This is a genomic window from Sporosarcina sp. FSL K6-5500, assembly GCF_038005665.1.
Classification (GTDB): Bacteria; Bacillota; Bacilli; order Bacillales_A; family Planococcaceae; genus Sporosarcina; species Sporosarcina psychrophila.
Genome location: NZ_JBBOTP010000001.1, coordinates 701,139 through 716,404, shown reverse-complemented (window position 1 = coordinate 716,404; position 15,266 = coordinate 701,139). Strand labels below are relative to the sequence as shown.

The window sequence follows — 15,266 nt, the reverse complement described above, 5'->3', positions numbered from 1 at the left end:
AGTCTCCAACAAACTCACTGCTCGCCAAATTAGTTGGCAGAACATTAGCCTACAACTCATATAGTACAAGAAATCAAGGATTGCAAACAAAAAAGAGGTTGCCCCAAATTCAACGTTGGGGCAACCTCTACTGTTATTTTCAGGTGCTAAATTATAGAATGACAATCATAATTGTACGTAATTTAATATGCTTAATCGCGGAACGGATCGTCACTTAGTCCCGCTTCAAGCACTAACTTTGCATACTCTTGTGCTGCAAATAGCGAATGATCTTTATAATTGCCACATTCGAGTGCAGAAACGGCGGGAATGTGTTCGGTTGTTACTACTTTTTCGAGAACTATTGTTAAAGCGGCGGCAACTTCTTTAGGCTCATGTTCATTCCAAATAATCATGTAAAATCCTGTTCTACACCCCATTGGTGATACGTCGACAATCCCTGTCAGTTCGTCGCGTAAATACGTCGCAAGTAAATGTTCTAGCGTATGAACAGCTGAAGTTGGCATTGCGTCCTGGTTGGGTTGTAAAAATCGTAAGTCATATTTTTGAAGAGTACTGCCTTTCTCGTGTTGTTCCGTACCCGCCAAGCGTACATAAGGGGCTTTTACTATCGTGTGATCCAATAAAAAGCTTTCCACTACTGCCATTTTTATCATCCTCTCAGGTTTGTCATCTAACCTATCACACTTTAACTAGCTATGTAAACTAATTTATACGTTAATTCTGATAACTATAAATAGCCCTGTTGACACCAGTAAGAAAGCAGGATACGATTAGTTATTGTAATTCATATAGAAATACTATGTTTTCAGTAAGTTCTGGGATTTCGACAGACTACTAGGAGGAATATTTATGACAAAACTTAAAGTGAAAAAGGGAAATCCCTTTGCGCTTTTTCCATTACTTGTTTTTGTGTTGCTATTTATAGGCACAGGAATTTTTACAAAAGACTTTTCAAATATGCCATTGAATGTAGCGATACTAATCGCAGCCGCTATCGCTTTGATGATGAATAGAAAAGAAAAGTTGTCCAGTAAAGTGGAGACATTTACTAAGGGTGCTGGCCATCCGAATATTATATTAATGGCTGTCATCTTTATTTTAGCTGGTGCATTTTCTGCAGTTGCTAGCGGAATGGGAGCGGTCGAATCCACTGTTAACCTTGGCTTATCCCTATTACCAACGAATTTGTTGATGGTTGGATTGTTCGTTATTGGCTGCTTTATTTCGATTTCAATGGGAACGTCAATGGGGACCGTTGTTGCATTGGCTCCGATTGGAATAGGGATTGCTAGTCAAACGGGTATCCCGCTTGCATTGGCGATGGCGACGGTAATCGGCGGTGCAATGTTTGGTGATAACTTGTCGATGATTTCAGACACGACAATTGCGGCGGTTAGGACACAAAATATAAAAATGAAAGACAAGTTTAAAGTAAATTTTTTGATTGTTTTGCCTGGGGCAATTGCTACAGCGCTTATTCTAGGTATAATCACACGAGGTAATGTAGCTGATTTGAGTGGGGACTATCAGTATGAGTTGTTTAAAATACTCCCTTATATCGCGGTATTTGTAGCGGCGTTATTAGGTGCACATGTGCTGGTCGTTTTGCTTGGTGGAACGCTATTTGCTGGAATTATCGGGATGATTGATGGCTCTTATAGTTTCGGTGGTTTTTTACAACTAGTTGCTGATGGAATTATTAGTATGGAGGATTTAGCAATCATTGCAATCTTAATCGGTGGCGTCGTTGAGATTATCAAATATAACGGCGGTATTGATTATCTTTTATATGTCATTACGAGCAAAATTAAATCGAAAAAAGGGGCTGAGTTTGGGATTGCCGGTTTAGTTAGTATGGCTAATATCGCCACCGCGAATAATACGATATCGATTATTATTACTGGGCCATTAGCAAAAAGTATCGCGGATGAATATGAGATTGACCCAAGGAAGTCAGCTAGTTTACTTGATATGTTCGCAAGTAGCTGGCAGGGGATATTGCCTTATGGAGGGCAAATGCTTGCGGCTGCTGGACTAGCAGCAATATCTCCGGTTAGTATTATCCCTTATTCATTTTATCCTGTCTTAATCGGAATTTGCGGTGTTGTTGCTATTTTAATCGGTTATCCGAAATTTCGCCAGACAGAATAGGCAGTTGCGATTTCGCTTATTTGGGATAGCAGTCCGCTGACACACGTTTAAATTAGATATAGTTCTGAAAAAAATGTAGTTATAATTGATAATAAACAATCCCCCACAGTCTAGAAAAGTGGGGGATTGTTTATTTATTTCAATAACAGTCCTCCAGAAATTCCTGGGTTGGTCATTTAATAAAGATCTAAGATTAGGTTTAGTTCATCTTCAGATAAAATCCCGTACTGATTACAAAGTTCACAGATGAATTTATTCTCTACAATAGCTTCACGTACTATTTTGCAGCAGCTTCATAGCCAATATGAGAAGTAATGGCTGTAATAACTGCCCCACTCTTTTAAACATAGTGTTTCATTTGCTTTTATTCCTAAAACATAATAACCGGTAAATATCTGGAATCCATTATTCATGATGTTAATGGACTACGGTAGGTTAAAAACGAGTAAAGGTTCCATGACATTCAGTTCCAGTTGGCCAGCTTCGTATGCTAGACATATGGTGTTATCAATTCCATAATCACACTTTATTTTATGTTTTACAATGCGACAATGTGTTGCTGAGCATGATTCACGCGATACATTGGGAATGCATTTATAGATTGGTGGATTACAGGAAACAGGATTCTATTCTCAGCCAGATGTACATGAAACAACCTTAGCCCAAAATCACTGTATCACTAATGATAGTAAAACTACATAATTCAGTCCGAATTCTACTTATACGTTTGGTATAACAATTTAAATGTGGAGCTTTTTTTCAAGCGTATTTTTAAAAGAGTTGACAGATAATTATTATTGTCTTACAATATGACATATAGAATAAATACAATTTTGAGGGGTGGAATTAACATGAGTACATTTAGTAGGAGAGCACCAAAAGGAATTTTAGGGTTCCCAGTTGCTCCAATGGATGCAGAAGGTAAATTGGATTTACATGCGTTAGGTGAAAACATTGAGTTTTTAATTGAAAATGGGTTGAAATCGGTTTTTGTCGCGTGTGGTGCAGGGGAATTACATGCAATAAGCAATGAAGAATATAGAGCAATGGTTGAAGTTGCAGCAGAAAAGACTAAGGGGAAAGTACCACTCTATACGGGTGTTGGTGGGAACATTACTTATGCTCTTGAACAAGCTCAAATATCTAAAGAACTTGGGGCTGAAGGTTACCTGATCTTACCTCCGTATTTGATAGATCCTTCTCAAGACGGAATCTATAATTACTTGAGTAAGATCATAGAAAGTACAAATTTGAATGCAATTGTTTATCAACGTGATAACTGTGTTTTAGAACCTAAAACCTTGCAAAAACTATGTGAAATACCTCAGCTCGTAGGCTATAAAGATGGATTAGGTGATATGGAGCTAAATGTTGAGCTCACTCATTTGATTGGTGACCGCCTGGAGTGGATCAATGGAATGCCGTTAGCAGAAGTGACGATGGCGTCGTATGTAAACCTTGGATTCACTTCTTATTCATCGGCTATTTCCAACTATATCCCTCACATTTCCGCGAAGTATTATGATGCACTGCTAAAAGGAAATGACGAAGTAGTTCATGAATTGTATGAAGAAGTAATCTTTCCAATTCATCGTATTCGGAAACAGAAAAAAGGGTATGCTGTTTCACTTATTAAAGCGGGGATGCAAATCGTAGGCCTTCCTGTCACTACAAATGTCCGAGCGCCTATCGCCCCTGTGGAAGAGGGGCATTATGAGGAGTTAAAATCGATTATTAATAATGCATTGGCGAAATACCCTACTCATGCCAAGGCTATAAACTAGGAGGTAATTATGAATACAACAACTGAATCTAAAACTACGACATTCTTAAATTATATTAACGGCGAATGGGTGGCTTCCGATACAGGTCAGACGGAGGTCAGTAAAAATCCTGCAATAAAAGGTGAAGTGGTCGGTTCGTATCAACTATCCTCAAGCAATGATTTTAATGATGCGGCAACCTCTGCTCGAATAGCGCAAAAAGCTTGGCGTAAACTAGCAGGAAGTGTTCGCGGAGATTATTTATTGAAAGCTGCTTCTATATTAGAGGAGCGTATCGATGACATTGCGGCTACAATGACCCGAGAAATGGGGAAAACATTTGCTGAGGCGAAGGGAGAAACTGCACGTGGTGTAGCTATCCTACGATATTATGCTGGCGAGGGAATGCGGTCGATCGGGGACGTCATCCCTTCAACAGATAGCGAAGCACTTTTGTTTACAACACGCGTTCCTGTAGGGGTTGTTGGAGTTATTACGCCGTGGAATTTCCCGGTCGCTATTCCACTCTGGAAAATGGCCCCAGCACTTATTTATGGGAATACAGTTGTTATTAAACCTGCAAGTGAAACGGCCATTACATGTGCTAAAGTGATTAACTGCCTGCACGATGCAGGTTTTCCGGCGGGTGTTATCAACATGGTGACAGGCTCAGGTGCTAAAATTGGTACAGAGATGGTAAATCATCGTGAAATCGATGCCATTACGTTTACAGGGTCGAACACAGTCGGTAAACAACTGGCCCATAGCGCTGTTACAAGGGGAATTAAATATCAACTTGAGATGGGTGGAAAAAACCCAGTTATTGTTGCAAGTGATGCGGATTTGGATTTGGCAGTCGATGCTACAATCAGTGGTGGACTAAAATCTACTGGCCAAAAATGTACAGCAACAAGCCGTGTTATCGTTCAAAAAGAGGTATACGATAGATTTAAAGAAAAGTTGCTTGAAAAAGTGGCGGAAATTACTGTCGGAGACGGTCTTGAATCAGGTACGTGGATGGGACCTTGTGCCAGCGAAGGCCAGTTGAATACCGTTCTTTCCTATATTGAAAAAGGAAAAGAAGAAGGGGCCACATTGTTATTCGGTGGAAATCGAGTACTTGAAAATAAAGGATATTACGTGGAACCAACCGTTTTTGAAAGTACTTCGCCCGATTTAACGATTGTCAGAGAAGAAATCTTCGGTCCCGTTCTTGCACTCTTGAAAGTGGATACACTGGAGGAAGCTCTGGAACTGGCAAATGACTCGGAATATGGACTAAGTGCTTCTATTTTTACAACAAACATAGGGAATATGTTGTCCTTCATTAACGAAATGGATGCTGGCTTAGTGCGGATCAATGCAGAAAGTGCGGGCGTTGAATTACAAGCTCCGTTCGGTGGTATGAAGCAATCCAGTTCTCATTCCCGGGAACAGGGTAGAGCTGCAATTGAATTTTTCACTTCTATTAAAACTGTATTTATAAAATAAGATCCAAGCAGAGGAGTTATGCGATGAAAAGCTAACTCCTCATTTTTACATGCCTTTTTTTAGTCGTTTGATTTTTTGCTGAAGTGGATGTATGGTCCCGAGTAATGATGAGAAGGGATAACGTGCATTACATTAATGACCAAGAAATTAGGAGAATCATTTCGGTGAGCGGCATTATTGAAACAATCTAAGCGTATTACTTACAGGAAGGGGAAAAACGTTCATTGCTCCCAGAGCGATTATTTATAAATGAAGGTAAAAATTCGGCTTTGTAAATGCCTTCATTTTATGAGAACTATAATGGGACAAAACTAATTGAGATCACCTCTGATAATGAAGCTAGATTGAGGGGGATTTTTCTATTAAGTGACAGAGAAACGATGAAACCACTTGTTCTTATGGATACCAGAGCGATTACAGCAATGCGAACCGACGCTGTAAGTGGTTTAGGTATGAAATACTTGGCCTCCGATTAAACTGATACAATTGGCGTCATTGGCACATGCGATCAGGGGTTTAGCCATTTGCAGACCGCTTGTGTAGTTCGGCCGATACAGCGCGCTTAGTGTATAATCGTAGTAAGGAATGACTAGATTCTTTTTTAGAGGAAGCCAAGGGTGAATTTCCATCCGTCCAATTTGAAGTTGCTGAACCCGAAACAATTTTGAAAGAGGCTCAATTGATTATTACAACAACGACTTCCGTGGAGCCTGTAATCCCCTTTGACGGGCAGATTGATTTAACTGGAAAGCATTTCGCAGCTTTAGGTTCCTTTAAGTCATTTATGCAGGGATTTCCTGATACAATTATTAATGAGGCGGATTATTTATTTGTCGATTCGCATGCTGCAATTTCTGAATGCGCTGAAATGATCCAGTCAAAAACATTTGGCTATAATGAGAACATGGTTCCCGAATTGAGAAATTTAGTCCAATGTGGTAATAATGAAAACATGAAGAAAGAATAGGATAGTTTTGAGAGGAGGGGTGGTATGCAGGAATATAAAATGGATACTATCCGTAGAAGTACATTGTCACAACAGGTGCTAGAACAAATTGTACACCTGTTGATGAGTGGACAATTGAAACCGGGGGATAAGTTGCCGGCAGAAATGTCATTAATGAAGCAGTTTGATGTAAGCCGACCTGTATTACGCGAAGCACTGAGTTCATTGGAGACATTGGAGATCATTACGAGGAGACCACGTGGAGGTACATTTATAAATAACAAGGTCGGCAGTAATCCATTCAATGTTATGCTTGCATTATCTATTAATAATGTACCTGCCATCATCGAAGCGCGTATGGCCTTGGAATTGGGTTTGGTCACGATTGCAGCTGAAAAAATAACGGATGACCAACTTGAAAGGTTAAGGGAGACCATTGATTCCATACAAGAGAATGCGGACGGTGATTATGGTCGTTTAGATAAAGAGTTCCACAGGATTATTGCACAAAGTGCAGATAATCCTGTGGTTGAGGGAATGATTGATTCCCTGCTTGTAACACATGAAAAAACGGATAGCTTAATTAGCTATCGGGAACCGGAAATTACAATTGAGCATCATATCGCAATCTATGAAGCATTAAAAAGAAGAGATCCTTTTGAATCCTTTAAACAAATGTATAAGCATCTTAGCTATGTGAGAAATAAAATTTTGAAGGATTACGAAAAGAAGTAATTATACTAATAGTAAACGTCAACTAATGCCTGCAAGTTTAGATGGGCATTAGTTGACGTTTATTTATGTTCATACCAAATTCAAATGAATGGGTTTACCGTTACCCATTAAATTTCCTTCAGAGTGAAAGATCTTCATGTTTTTCATTTAAGAAATTTGCGTACTGGAGAATGAAATTGAAAAAAACCTCTATGCATGGTAACGTGGGATGAATTTTAGAAGTAGCGAGATAAATATTTCTAAATGCATTAGGGTGATCAATAGGAATCTTTTTAATGGAGAAACTATCAAGAACATCCAGATCGGGTACGATTGCAATACAATTATTATGATTAGTAGAAACTAATCCAGCCATAGTGATTTCTTCCGCCATAGTACAAAAATGATTAGGTTTTTTAGAACAACCGGAAAAAAGTCGATTGATGAAACTTTGAATTTCTCCCGCTGACTCAGTATAACTGATAATTGGGTAAGGCAATAATTCTTCCATAGATAATGAAGTTTGATTTGCCAATGGATGATTTAAAGATGTGATACAAACCAAATTTTGCTTGAGAACGGGTGTGAAATTTATATCGGGTTCATTAGGCATATAGGTGCAAAATCCAAGATCCACGGAACCGTCTTTTATCTTTTTTATACTGGTCGCGGTATCGCATTGATGGAAATTTATTGTGATATTTTTGTGATTTATATCGGCAAGAAAGTTTTTAATTAGTATAGGTACAAAATGATATCCCAGTACAAATAAGAAACTAAAATCGATGATCCCAGAATCCTTTTTCTTAAATTGATGTAGCAAATCATAACCGAGTTCAATTTCATGAAATCCCTTTGAAACATAAGAGCTTAACAATCTACCGTATTTTGTCAGACGAACATTGCGGCCCTCTTTTTCAAACAGCGCAACCCCTAAATCTTCTTCCAGTATTGACATGGCACGACTTAAACTAGGCTGCGTAATGCAAAGGAATTTGGCCGCTTGTGTATAATGCTGGAATTCTGCCATTATCTTAAAATAGTAAAGATTATTAAAGTTCATGTCTATCTGTCCTCCTCATGTTTTTAAGCCTAAAATGTTTTATTCCTCGCTAGGTAGCAATCAACTGTTTATTGCGATTTTTCCATCTTCTAAAATTGATGAAAAAATGAATTGTCATTTGAATCAATTTCATATCTCTGAGCCCTTGCGGCTCTAAGTATAAAACGGCAAGAAAATAGAGCACCTCCCCAAATCCTGTATAATGAGAGTTCTGACACACACATTAACAGACTGGAGAAATGCTCTATGCCTATTATACGACAAGAAAGCCTGTTTGACATGAAAGTTTTATTTGATTTGGAACCTACCCATCGATTTAATTCAATTTTATCCGGTATTGAGATTCATCCGATCCTTGACGTAGTAATGAAAAAGTCTAGATTCGGACCTAAACAATCGCTTAATTACTCTGCAATGATCTATTCATTGATCATCCGAATCACCGAGCGTATTCCTTTTATTAAAGACTTAGTAAAACGTCTCTCTACAGACTTACGATTTAAAGTTGATTGTGGATTCTTGGTATCAGATGAAATCCCATCCGAAGCTTCTTATTCACGTATGATCACATTGATTAGCGATTCTGATGCGTTAGAAATTGTTCAAGAAAGCCTACTTCTTCAGGCTATATCAGAAGGTTTCGTCTCAGATGAAACGATAGCCATTGATGCAACGCATGTAGAAGCACGTGATCGTGCTCCATATAAATCAGATAAGGTTGAAAAAGAACCCCAAAAACGAGGGCGTAAAAAGAAAGAGGAACGTGAACAATGGCTAATTGATAAAGCCGAAATAGAAGCGAATCTTCCGGTTTACGAAAAGAAAATTGAATACCAACTTGATATACCGCTTAAGGAACTTCGTTCCTCAGTTCCCACACAACCAAAGTGGGGAATAAAGAAGAACAGTGAAGGGAAAAACGTATTTTGGTACGGATTCAAATGTCATCTGGCAGTTGGGACGAAGAGCCAATACATTCTTCAATCTCTGTTTTCCTCTGGTAATCTTAACGATGGAAAAGCTGCAATCCCATTATTAAAAGGTACTAAAGAACGCCTTCCGTTATTGAAAATAAAACATGTGACAATGGATGCTGGTTACGACTACCAACCAATTTATGAACAGATTTATCGTAATGGAGCGCAATCTATCATTGCTTATAATAAGAAGAACGAGCCCGAGCCAATAGGCTTTGATGAGCATTTCGCACCCACATGCGTGCGGGAACATTCCTATCGTTATGATAGCTTCGATGCGAAGTACAAAACGTTGAAATACACACGGCCAAACGAATGTAAGGACTGCCCATTAGCTAACGACAGTTTATGTCAGAAAATCTATAAAAAGAAAATTTCTGGCGATCTAAGACGTTACACAGCACCAGCACGTGGGTCAATGAAATGGGATGAAATTTATAAGGAACGAAGTTCCGTTGAACGTGTAAATGCTTATCTAAAAGGCTTTTTTCTGCTAGATCAGATTTATCATTGTACCGGAGTCAAAGCCAAAGTTCATTTCGACTTGGTTCATATTGCATACAATGCCAGTAAACTTGCAGTTGATCGTCTTACACAGCTTCAACTATCCGCAACAGCATAATCGTCTATTTCATTCGTTTTTTTAAGAAATCATTTCAAATTCTGTTTCTTTATGATTTTTTAAAAGTACGCATTATGAAATTGATTCATTTACGAAAGAAAAAGTCAGTTTTATTGTCTTTACTTTCGAATGATTTCTAAAACTATACCAACAACCATAGATAAAAGCTATGTATTCAGGTAGAAATAAGTATTGGTAGTTATGTGATAATTCGTAGTATTATAAATGAAGAAGGGAAGATACGATAATGTTGAAACCCGCGGATGAATTAATAAAAGAATATCTTAGTATAATACGAGGCTTACGATGCTGTACAGCGCTCGAAATAATGCAATATCACAGCAGAAAGCAGATTGGTTCAAAAGAAAATTACTCGGAGTATTCTTATTGTTATTGGGTGGAAGGGAGAAATAATTATGGGTTATGAAGAAAGATTAGAGAACGAAGGATATAAACTTCCTGAACAAGTCAAACAAAGTAAGCGATTATTTGAGGGGGGAGTTAGAACCGGTAATTTGATTTTTGTATCAGGAAATGCTGCGAAGGTGGATGGCATTTTGAAGTATCAAGGAATTGTTGGTGACACAATTGCTATTGAAGAGGCCCAAGACGCAGCTAAGATTGCCTTTGTAAACTGTTTAGCAACAGTAAGGAATATGATGGGAAGCCTTGATGGTATTAAGAAAATTGTCAATATAAAAGGTTATGTGGCAAGTACAGCAGATTTCATTGAGCAGGCGGAAGTTATGGATGCAGTGTCTGCTTTGGTGAATGAAGTATTTGGTGAAGCGGGGAAACACAGTAGGGTCTCTATGGGAACAGCTTCACTTCCAGGAGGAACACCTGTAGAAGTTGAAATTGTTGTTGAAGTAAAATGATGAAGTCGTAAATTAAAAATTGACATAAAAAAGGAGAAAAGAGCTATGAAAGAAATGCTAAAAGAAGTGCCATTGGGTATCAGACAATTGTTTACTAGTATTACACATTTAAAAGAAGGAGAAAAGGTACTTGTCATTACTGATGATAATAAAAGAGAAATCGGTGAGTTCGTATATAAGTATGCTAAAATGTTTTTTGAAACAACTATGATTGTAATGACGCCAAGGGAAGGGCACGGTGCTGAACCTACGGAAGCTGTCACAGCAGCATTAAATAATTGTGATGTTGCGTTTGGTGCAACCACGATGTCTCTATATCATTCAAAAGCCCGTTTAGATGCAAGTAAAAATGGACGATTACGCTGGATTGGACTTCAGGATTATGCCCTTCATATGTTTGAGTCAGGAGGATTAACGGCGGATTTTGACGAGGTTACAAGGGTAGTTAATCGTGTTGCTCCTTTTTATAAAGGGAAAACGTTTACACTTACTGCACCTGGTGGAACCAATATGGTTTGTAGTATAGAAGGACGTGAGCCTGTTTTGGATCATGGAACGGCAATTGTGCCTGGAGCTGCTTCATTTCCTCCGAATGCAGAAGTTGCGTTGGGACCGGTTGAAGGGACAGCTAATGGTGTATTAGTATTTGACGGAAGTATTCCACATCCTTTATTAAACTTAATTGATGAGCCAGTCAAATGTATTGTGAAGGACGGGTTTATTACAGAAATATTGGGTGGGCGTGAAGCAGATATATTACGTAAACTCTTAGCTGATTTCAATGATCCGACAGTTTATAATATTGCAGAACTCGGTCTCGGATTAAATAAAGAGAATTTCCTCTGTGGGCATATGGCGCCGGATGAAGGTTCTTTTGGAAATATCCATATTGGTATTGGAAAGAATTTGAACTTTGGTGGTCATGTAAACTCCCCATTGCATTTGGATTTGGTAATTAAGACCGTGACCTGCGAGATTGACGATCGCTTCATTATGAAAGATGGCGAATTGCTAGTATAACTAGGTAAATCATTCACAAAGAAATATTAATAAAAAAACCTCTTGATATCATAAGTTGTTCCCGTTTGATGGCGAAAAGAACAACTCTATGTACCAAGAGGTTTCTATATGGTTTGTAACTTGTGAAAGCACTTAAATTACAAAAATGTCTACACAGAATAATAAATCGTCATATGAAGTAAGCGCTTACAATGTGTGGCTAAGATGAAACATTTAGCAACTACTTCTTATTTAATCTATTAAGCTCTCTTGTTGTAAAGGAAGAATAGTGAGAGGTAACGAAATATTGTATAGGAGGATGATTATATGAAAAAGATTAAAAAATTTACAGCTGTCATTCTATGCTTGTTTTTGATGCTAGTAGTAGCTGGATGTTCTTCTTCGGTTAGTGGTGAAGAAATAGGCAAAAAACGAATTATCAGCATAGCTACAGTTCAGCCGGAAAACCATTCCATCGTTCTAGGTTTGAATGCATTTAAAGAGTATGTAGAGGAAAAACTGGGCGACAGAATTGAAATAAAAATCTTTACCAATGGTGTAATTGGTGGAAATTCAGAGGCGCTTGAATTACTACAGATGGGATCCTTGGACATGGTTGTTACAAGTGGAAGCAATTTAGAAGCATTTGCTGATGAATATAAGATTTTCAGTTTACCTTATTTATTTAAAGATGAAGCAAGTTTTCGCAAAGTTATGGACGAAGAAGAATTTATAGACAAGATTTACGAGTCTACAGCTGATAAGGGAATTCAGGGAGTCACTTGGTTTGCTAATGGTGTTAATAATTTCTATTCATCGAAGAAAATTGAAACACCGAAAGACCTGAAAGGCTTGAAGGTTCGTGTGCAGTCAAGTGAGGCGAACGTAAAGATGGTACAAGGCTTTGATGCAGCAGCAGTTGTTTTGGCATACGGTGAAGTCTATACTGCATTACAAAATAAGGTAATTGATGCTGGAACCAATCCTGAGATGGCACTTGTTAATATGAAACATGGAGAGGTTGCAAAATACTATTCTCGGACAGAACATCAGATTTTTACAGATATGTTTGTGGCAAGTACAATATTTATGGATTCATTGACGGATGAAGAAGAAGAAGTTTTTCAAAATGCTTTCAAATTGAGTACCGAGGTTGCAAATGGGGAATGGGACAATCTCATTTCAGAAGCGATCGAGGAGGCAACACAGATGGGAGTAGAGTTTATTACAGTGGATAAAGAACCATTTGAAGAACTACAAAAGCCGGTAAAAGAAGAGTTATTGAAAGGAAATCCGGAATTGCAAACTCTTTATGACATAGTCCAAAAAATTCAAAACTAAATGAAAGGAGAGGATGATAATGGAAAAGATAAGAAGCGTTATGGATAAAGTCCTAGCTGCGATCTGTGCACTATTATTAGCCTTTATGACTTTACTTGCGACGTACCAAGTGATTACACGGTACGTCTTCAAAGCTCCGAGTACAATGTCAGAAGATATGCTGAGTTATTCATTTGTCTGGGTATCCTTGCTAGGCGCTGCACTTGTCTTTGGTCAAAAAGATCATATGAGGCTATCCCTACTTTCAGATAAGTTTAAAGGAGCAAGCGGGCTTGTCTTATCAATTTTTACTGAATTGCTAATTATAGCGATTGCAGTAATTGTCTTTTTAGTCGGAGGAATAGATTTTGTCGGAGTAGGTGCACTGCAGGCTTCACCCACTTTAAATATTACTATGGACTTTGTTTATACAATTCTTCCACTCAGTGGTATTTTGATTATAATCTACAATGTACTAAATATCATTCAATCTATTCAGAAATTTAACGATAGCGAAAAGGAGGAATTACAATGAGCGTAGCGTTATCAGCTGCTTTATTGATCCTTGTGACAATTGTTATTCTACTACTATTGGGTATTCCAATTGGTATCACATTGATTGTTGCATCAATATTAGCTATTACGCAATCGTTGGGTTTTTCGGCAGCGGTTCCTTCCTCTGCATTAAAAATGTTTCAGGGGATTAATATCTTTACACTATTAGCAATTCCTTTCTTTATTCTGGCGGGAAATATAATGAATAAGGGAGGCATTGCCCTTCGTTTAATCAATCTAGCAACTGCAATGACAGGGAGGATTCCGGGCTCATTAGCTCACACCAATGTAGTAGCTAATATGCTATTTGGATCAGTATCTGGCTCGGGAACAGCGGCTGTATCTGCAATGGGAACAATTATGAGTCCCATTCAAAAAGAGAAGGGCTATGATGAGGATTTTACAGCAGCAATTAACATCGCAACCGCACCTACTGGACTGTTAATTCCACCCAGTACTGCTTTAATAACCTACGCGTTGGTGAGTGGTGGAACTTCAGTTGCAGCTCTTTTTCTTGGAGGCATACTTCCAGGTATATTATGGGGTTTAAGTTGTATGGTTGTGGCTTATTTTTATACAAAGAAGAAAGGATATATCGATACAAAACCAATATCATTTAAGGAATTTATTAGAGTTACACTAGATGCAATACCAAGCCTGTTTTTGATTATTATAGTTATTGGTGGGATTGTTGGTGGTATATTCACTGCTACAGAAAGTGCAGCATTCGCAGTTGTCTACACCTTGCTTTTATCCACTATTTTTTATAAAACGTTAAAAATTAAAGAATTATATACAATTCTAGTTGATAGCGCGAAGTTGTCAGCGATTATTATGTTCTTAATCGGCGCTTCTAATATTATGGGCTGGGTCATGTCGTTTACTGGAATACCTAACATGATGGCTGATGTCATATTGGGGATTTCTGATAATCCTATCATTATCTTGTTGGCGATAAATCTTTTATTACTATTTGTAGGTACATTTTTGGATCTTACGCCTGCGATTTTAATTTTCACACCTATTTTACTTCCTGTTTGTTTAGCATTAGGAATGACACCTTTACATTTTGGAATTATGCTTACATTTAATCTATGTATTGGAACGATTACCCCACCAGTAGGGAATATTCTTTTTGCCGGTATTAAAGTGGCCGATAGGAAATTGGAAAAAGTTATGCCACATCTTTTAAAGTTTTATGGAGCTATTTTTGTTGTTCTTATGCTGGTAACCTATTTCCCATGGTTTTCATCATTCTTACCATCATTAGCTGGATATCGTTAATATAACATTTGAAATAATAAACAAGGGGCTGTGTGACAAACAGCTCCTTATTTGTATACCAAGTATTGGCGCATTCTAATGGGGGTTAATGTTATATCCTCAAATCAGGCGATTAGACATCATTAGAAAGATGGCGGAAACTAATTTCATACACAGGCACCGGCGTTTGTTTTTTAAAATTACTGCATCTTCAATGTAAGCAATACATCATAGATTGTGACGAATTATGTTTCCACAATATCCGCTCCGATATATGGGACACCCGATAGTCGGGCAAGTTGCTTCGATATGTCTTCAGTTAAATTGAAAAAACAAGAAAAGATTCAATAATAATGCCTCGCAATCACACGAATTAGAATTGAATTTGAAAACTTTGTTGTATTCAATAAGAATGAATACCATTGCATCTAGATAGATTTAGTATGTATCGAAGTCTTGGCGAAGAGGGAAATTAGTATCTTAATTGAAAAAGTCAATTGTCATCGTGGATCTCGAATTTA

The 15,266-nt window shown here is 37.9% G+C and carries 14 protein-coding genes and 1 pseudogene; 12 read left to right on the top strand and 3 right to left on the bottom strand.

All coding sequences use genetic code 11. The features are described from left to right. Window positions 1-191 precede the first annotated feature (191 nt). Window positions 192-647, bottom strand: coding sequence for an S-ribosylhomocysteine lyase (locus tag MKX62_RS03185; protein WP_187045742.1), 456 nt, complete (start codon window positions 645-647; stop codon window positions 192-194). A gap of 205 nt (window positions 648-852) precedes the next feature. On the opposite strand from MKX62_RS03185, the gene MKX62_RS03180 reads away from it, so the two are divergent. After that, window positions 853-2,154 (top strand): Na+/H+ antiporter NhaC family protein, encoded by a 1,302-nt coding sequence (locus tag MKX62_RS03180; protein WP_340740673.1) that lies wholly within the window; start codon window positions 853-855, stop codon window positions 2,152-2,154. Window positions 2,155-2,330: 176 nt separating this feature from the next. Here the strand turns inward: MKX62_RS03180 and aspA are convergent. Beyond that, window positions 2,331-2,669, bottom strand: a pseudogene (gene aspA, locus MKX62_RS03175) (aspartate ammonia-lyase); the annotation flags it as partial. 336 nt (window positions 2,670-3,005) lie between these two features. Here aspA and kdgD point away from each other — a divergent pair. From kdgD to MKX62_RS03155, 5 genes are all read left to right on the top strand, one after another. After that, window positions 3,006-3,938 carry a 5-dehydro-4-deoxyglucarate dehydratase gene (gene kdgD / locus MKX62_RS03170; protein ID WP_340740672.1) on the top strand — a complete coding sequence of 311 codons (933 nt, stop codon included), beginning with the start codon at window positions 3,006-3,008 and terminating at the stop codon, window positions 3,936-3,938. Between the two features lie 9 nt (window positions 3,939-3,947). Further along, complete coding sequence (gene gucD / locus MKX62_RS03165) at window positions 3,948-5,408, top strand: alpha-ketoglutaric semialdehyde dehydrogenase GucD (RefSeq protein ID WP_340740671.1); 1,461 nt, start codon at window positions 3,948-3,950, stop codon at window positions 5,406-5,408. Window positions 5,409-5,683: 275 nt separating this feature from the next. Continuing rightward, window positions 5,684-5,884, top strand: coding sequence for a hypothetical protein (locus tag MKX62_RS24385; protein WP_338655315.1), 201 nt, complete (start codon window positions 5,684-5,686; stop codon window positions 5,882-5,884). A 203-nt stretch (window positions 5,885-6,087) separates the two neighbouring features. Beyond that, on the top strand, window positions 6,088-6,375 hold the full coding sequence (locus MKX62_RS03160) for a hypothetical protein (protein ID WP_340740670.1): 288 nt from the start codon (window positions 6,088-6,090) through the stop codon (window positions 6,373-6,375). Window positions 6,376-6,399: 24 nt separating this feature from the next. Further along, on the top strand, window positions 6,400-7,089 hold the full coding sequence (locus tag MKX62_RS03155) for a FadR/GntR family transcriptional regulator (protein ID WP_340740669.1): 690 nt from the start codon (window positions 6,400-6,402) through the stop codon (window positions 7,087-7,089). Between the two features lie 118 nt (window positions 7,090-7,207). Here the strand turns inward: MKX62_RS03155 and MKX62_RS03150 are convergent, their stop codons facing one another. After that, entirely contained in the window at window positions 7,208-8,131 is a 924-nt protein-coding gene (locus MKX62_RS03150) for a LysR family transcriptional regulator (protein WP_187045735.1), read from the bottom strand. Window positions 8,132-8,377: 246 nt separating this feature from the next. On the opposite strand from MKX62_RS03150, the gene MKX62_RS03145 reads away from it, so the two are divergent. From MKX62_RS03145 to MKX62_RS03120, 6 genes are all read left to right on the top strand, one after another. After that, entirely contained in the window at window positions 8,378-9,730 is a 1,353-nt protein-coding gene (locus MKX62_RS03145) for an IS1182 family transposase (protein ID WP_338652378.1), read from the top strand. Window positions 9,731-10,146: 416 nt separating this feature from the next. Further along, window positions 10,147-10,608 (top strand): RidA family protein, encoded by a 462-nt coding sequence (locus tag MKX62_RS03140; protein WP_340740668.1) that lies wholly within the window; start codon window positions 10,147-10,149, stop codon window positions 10,606-10,608. 45 nt (window positions 10,609-10,653) lie between these two features. Next, window positions 10,654-11,628, top strand: coding sequence for an aminopeptidase (locus MKX62_RS03135; RefSeq protein ID WP_340740667.1), 975 nt, complete (start codon window positions 10,654-10,656; stop codon window positions 11,626-11,628). A gap of 306 nt (window positions 11,629-11,934) precedes the next feature. Next, window positions 11,935-12,948, top strand: coding sequence for a TRAP transporter substrate-binding protein (locus MKX62_RS03130; protein WP_340740666.1), 1,014 nt, complete (start codon window positions 11,935-11,937; stop codon window positions 12,946-12,948). Window positions 12,949-12,967: 19 nt separating this feature from the next. Then, window positions 12,968-13,462: a TRAP transporter small permease gene (locus tag MKX62_RS03125; RefSeq protein ID WP_340740665.1), complete on the top strand. Its 495-nt coding sequence runs from the start codon at window positions 12,968-12,970 to the stop codon at window positions 13,460-13,462. Continuing rightward, on the top strand, window positions 13,459-14,766 hold the full coding sequence (locus MKX62_RS03120; protein WP_340740664.1) for a TRAP transporter large permease: 1,308 nt from the start codon (window positions 13,459-13,461) through the stop codon (window positions 14,764-14,766). Before MKX62_RS03125 ends, MKX62_RS03120 begins: the two co-directional genes overlap by 4 nt. Window positions 14,767-15,266 lie beyond the last annotated feature (500 nt).

What these genes read in the sequence shown, in the direction of transcription:
- MKX62_RS03155 (WP_340740669.1), top strand. Translation starts at nt 6,400, where the DNA reads ATGCAGGAATATAAAATGGATACTATCCGTAGAAGTACATTGTCACAA.
- MKX62_RS03125 (WP_340740665.1), top strand. Translation starts at nt 12,968, where the DNA reads ATGGAAAAGATAAGAAGCGTTATGGATAAAGTCCTAGCTGCGATCTGT.
- MKX62_RS03145 (WP_338652378.1), top strand. Translation starts at nt 8,378, where the DNA reads ATGCCTATTATACGACAAGAAAGCCTGTTTGACATGAAAGTTTTATTT.
- MKX62_RS03135 (WP_340740667.1), top strand. Translation starts at nt 10,654, where the DNA reads ATGAAAGAAATGCTAAAAGAAGTGCCATTGGGTATCAGACAATTGTTT.
- MKX62_RS03180 (WP_340740673.1), top strand. Translation starts at nt 853, where the DNA reads ATGACAAAACTTAAAGTGAAAAAGGGAAATCCCTTTGCGCTTTTTCCA.
- MKX62_RS03185 (WP_187045742.1), bottom strand. Translation starts at nt 647, where the DNA reads ATGGCAGTAGTGGAAAGCTTTTTATTGGATCACACGATAGTAAAAGCC.
- MKX62_RS03120 (WP_340740664.1), top strand. Translation starts at nt 13,459, where the DNA reads ATGAGCGTAGCGTTATCAGCTGCTTTATTGATCCTTGTGACAATTGTT.
- MKX62_RS03130 (WP_340740666.1), top strand. Translation starts at nt 11,935, where the DNA reads ATGAAAAAGATTAAAAAATTTACAGCTGTCATTCTATGCTTGTTTTTG.
- MKX62_RS03150 (WP_187045735.1), bottom strand. Translation starts at nt 8,131, where the DNA reads ATGAACTTTAATAATCTTTACTATTTTAAGATAATGGCAGAATTCCAG.
- kdgD (WP_340740672.1), top strand. Translation starts at nt 3,006, where the DNA reads ATGAGTACATTTAGTAGGAGAGCACCAAAAGGAATTTTAGGGTTCCCA.
- gucD (WP_340740671.1), top strand. Translation starts at nt 3,948, where the DNA reads ATGAATACAACAACTGAATCTAAAACTACGACATTCTTAAATTATATT.
- MKX62_RS03140 (WP_340740668.1), top strand. Translation starts at nt 10,147, where the DNA reads ATGGGTTATGAAGAAAGATTAGAGAACGAAGGATATAAACTTCCTGAA.
- MKX62_RS24385 (WP_338655315.1), top strand. Translation starts at nt 5,684, where the DNA reads ATGCCTTCATTTTATGAGAACTATAATGGGACAAAACTAATTGAGATC.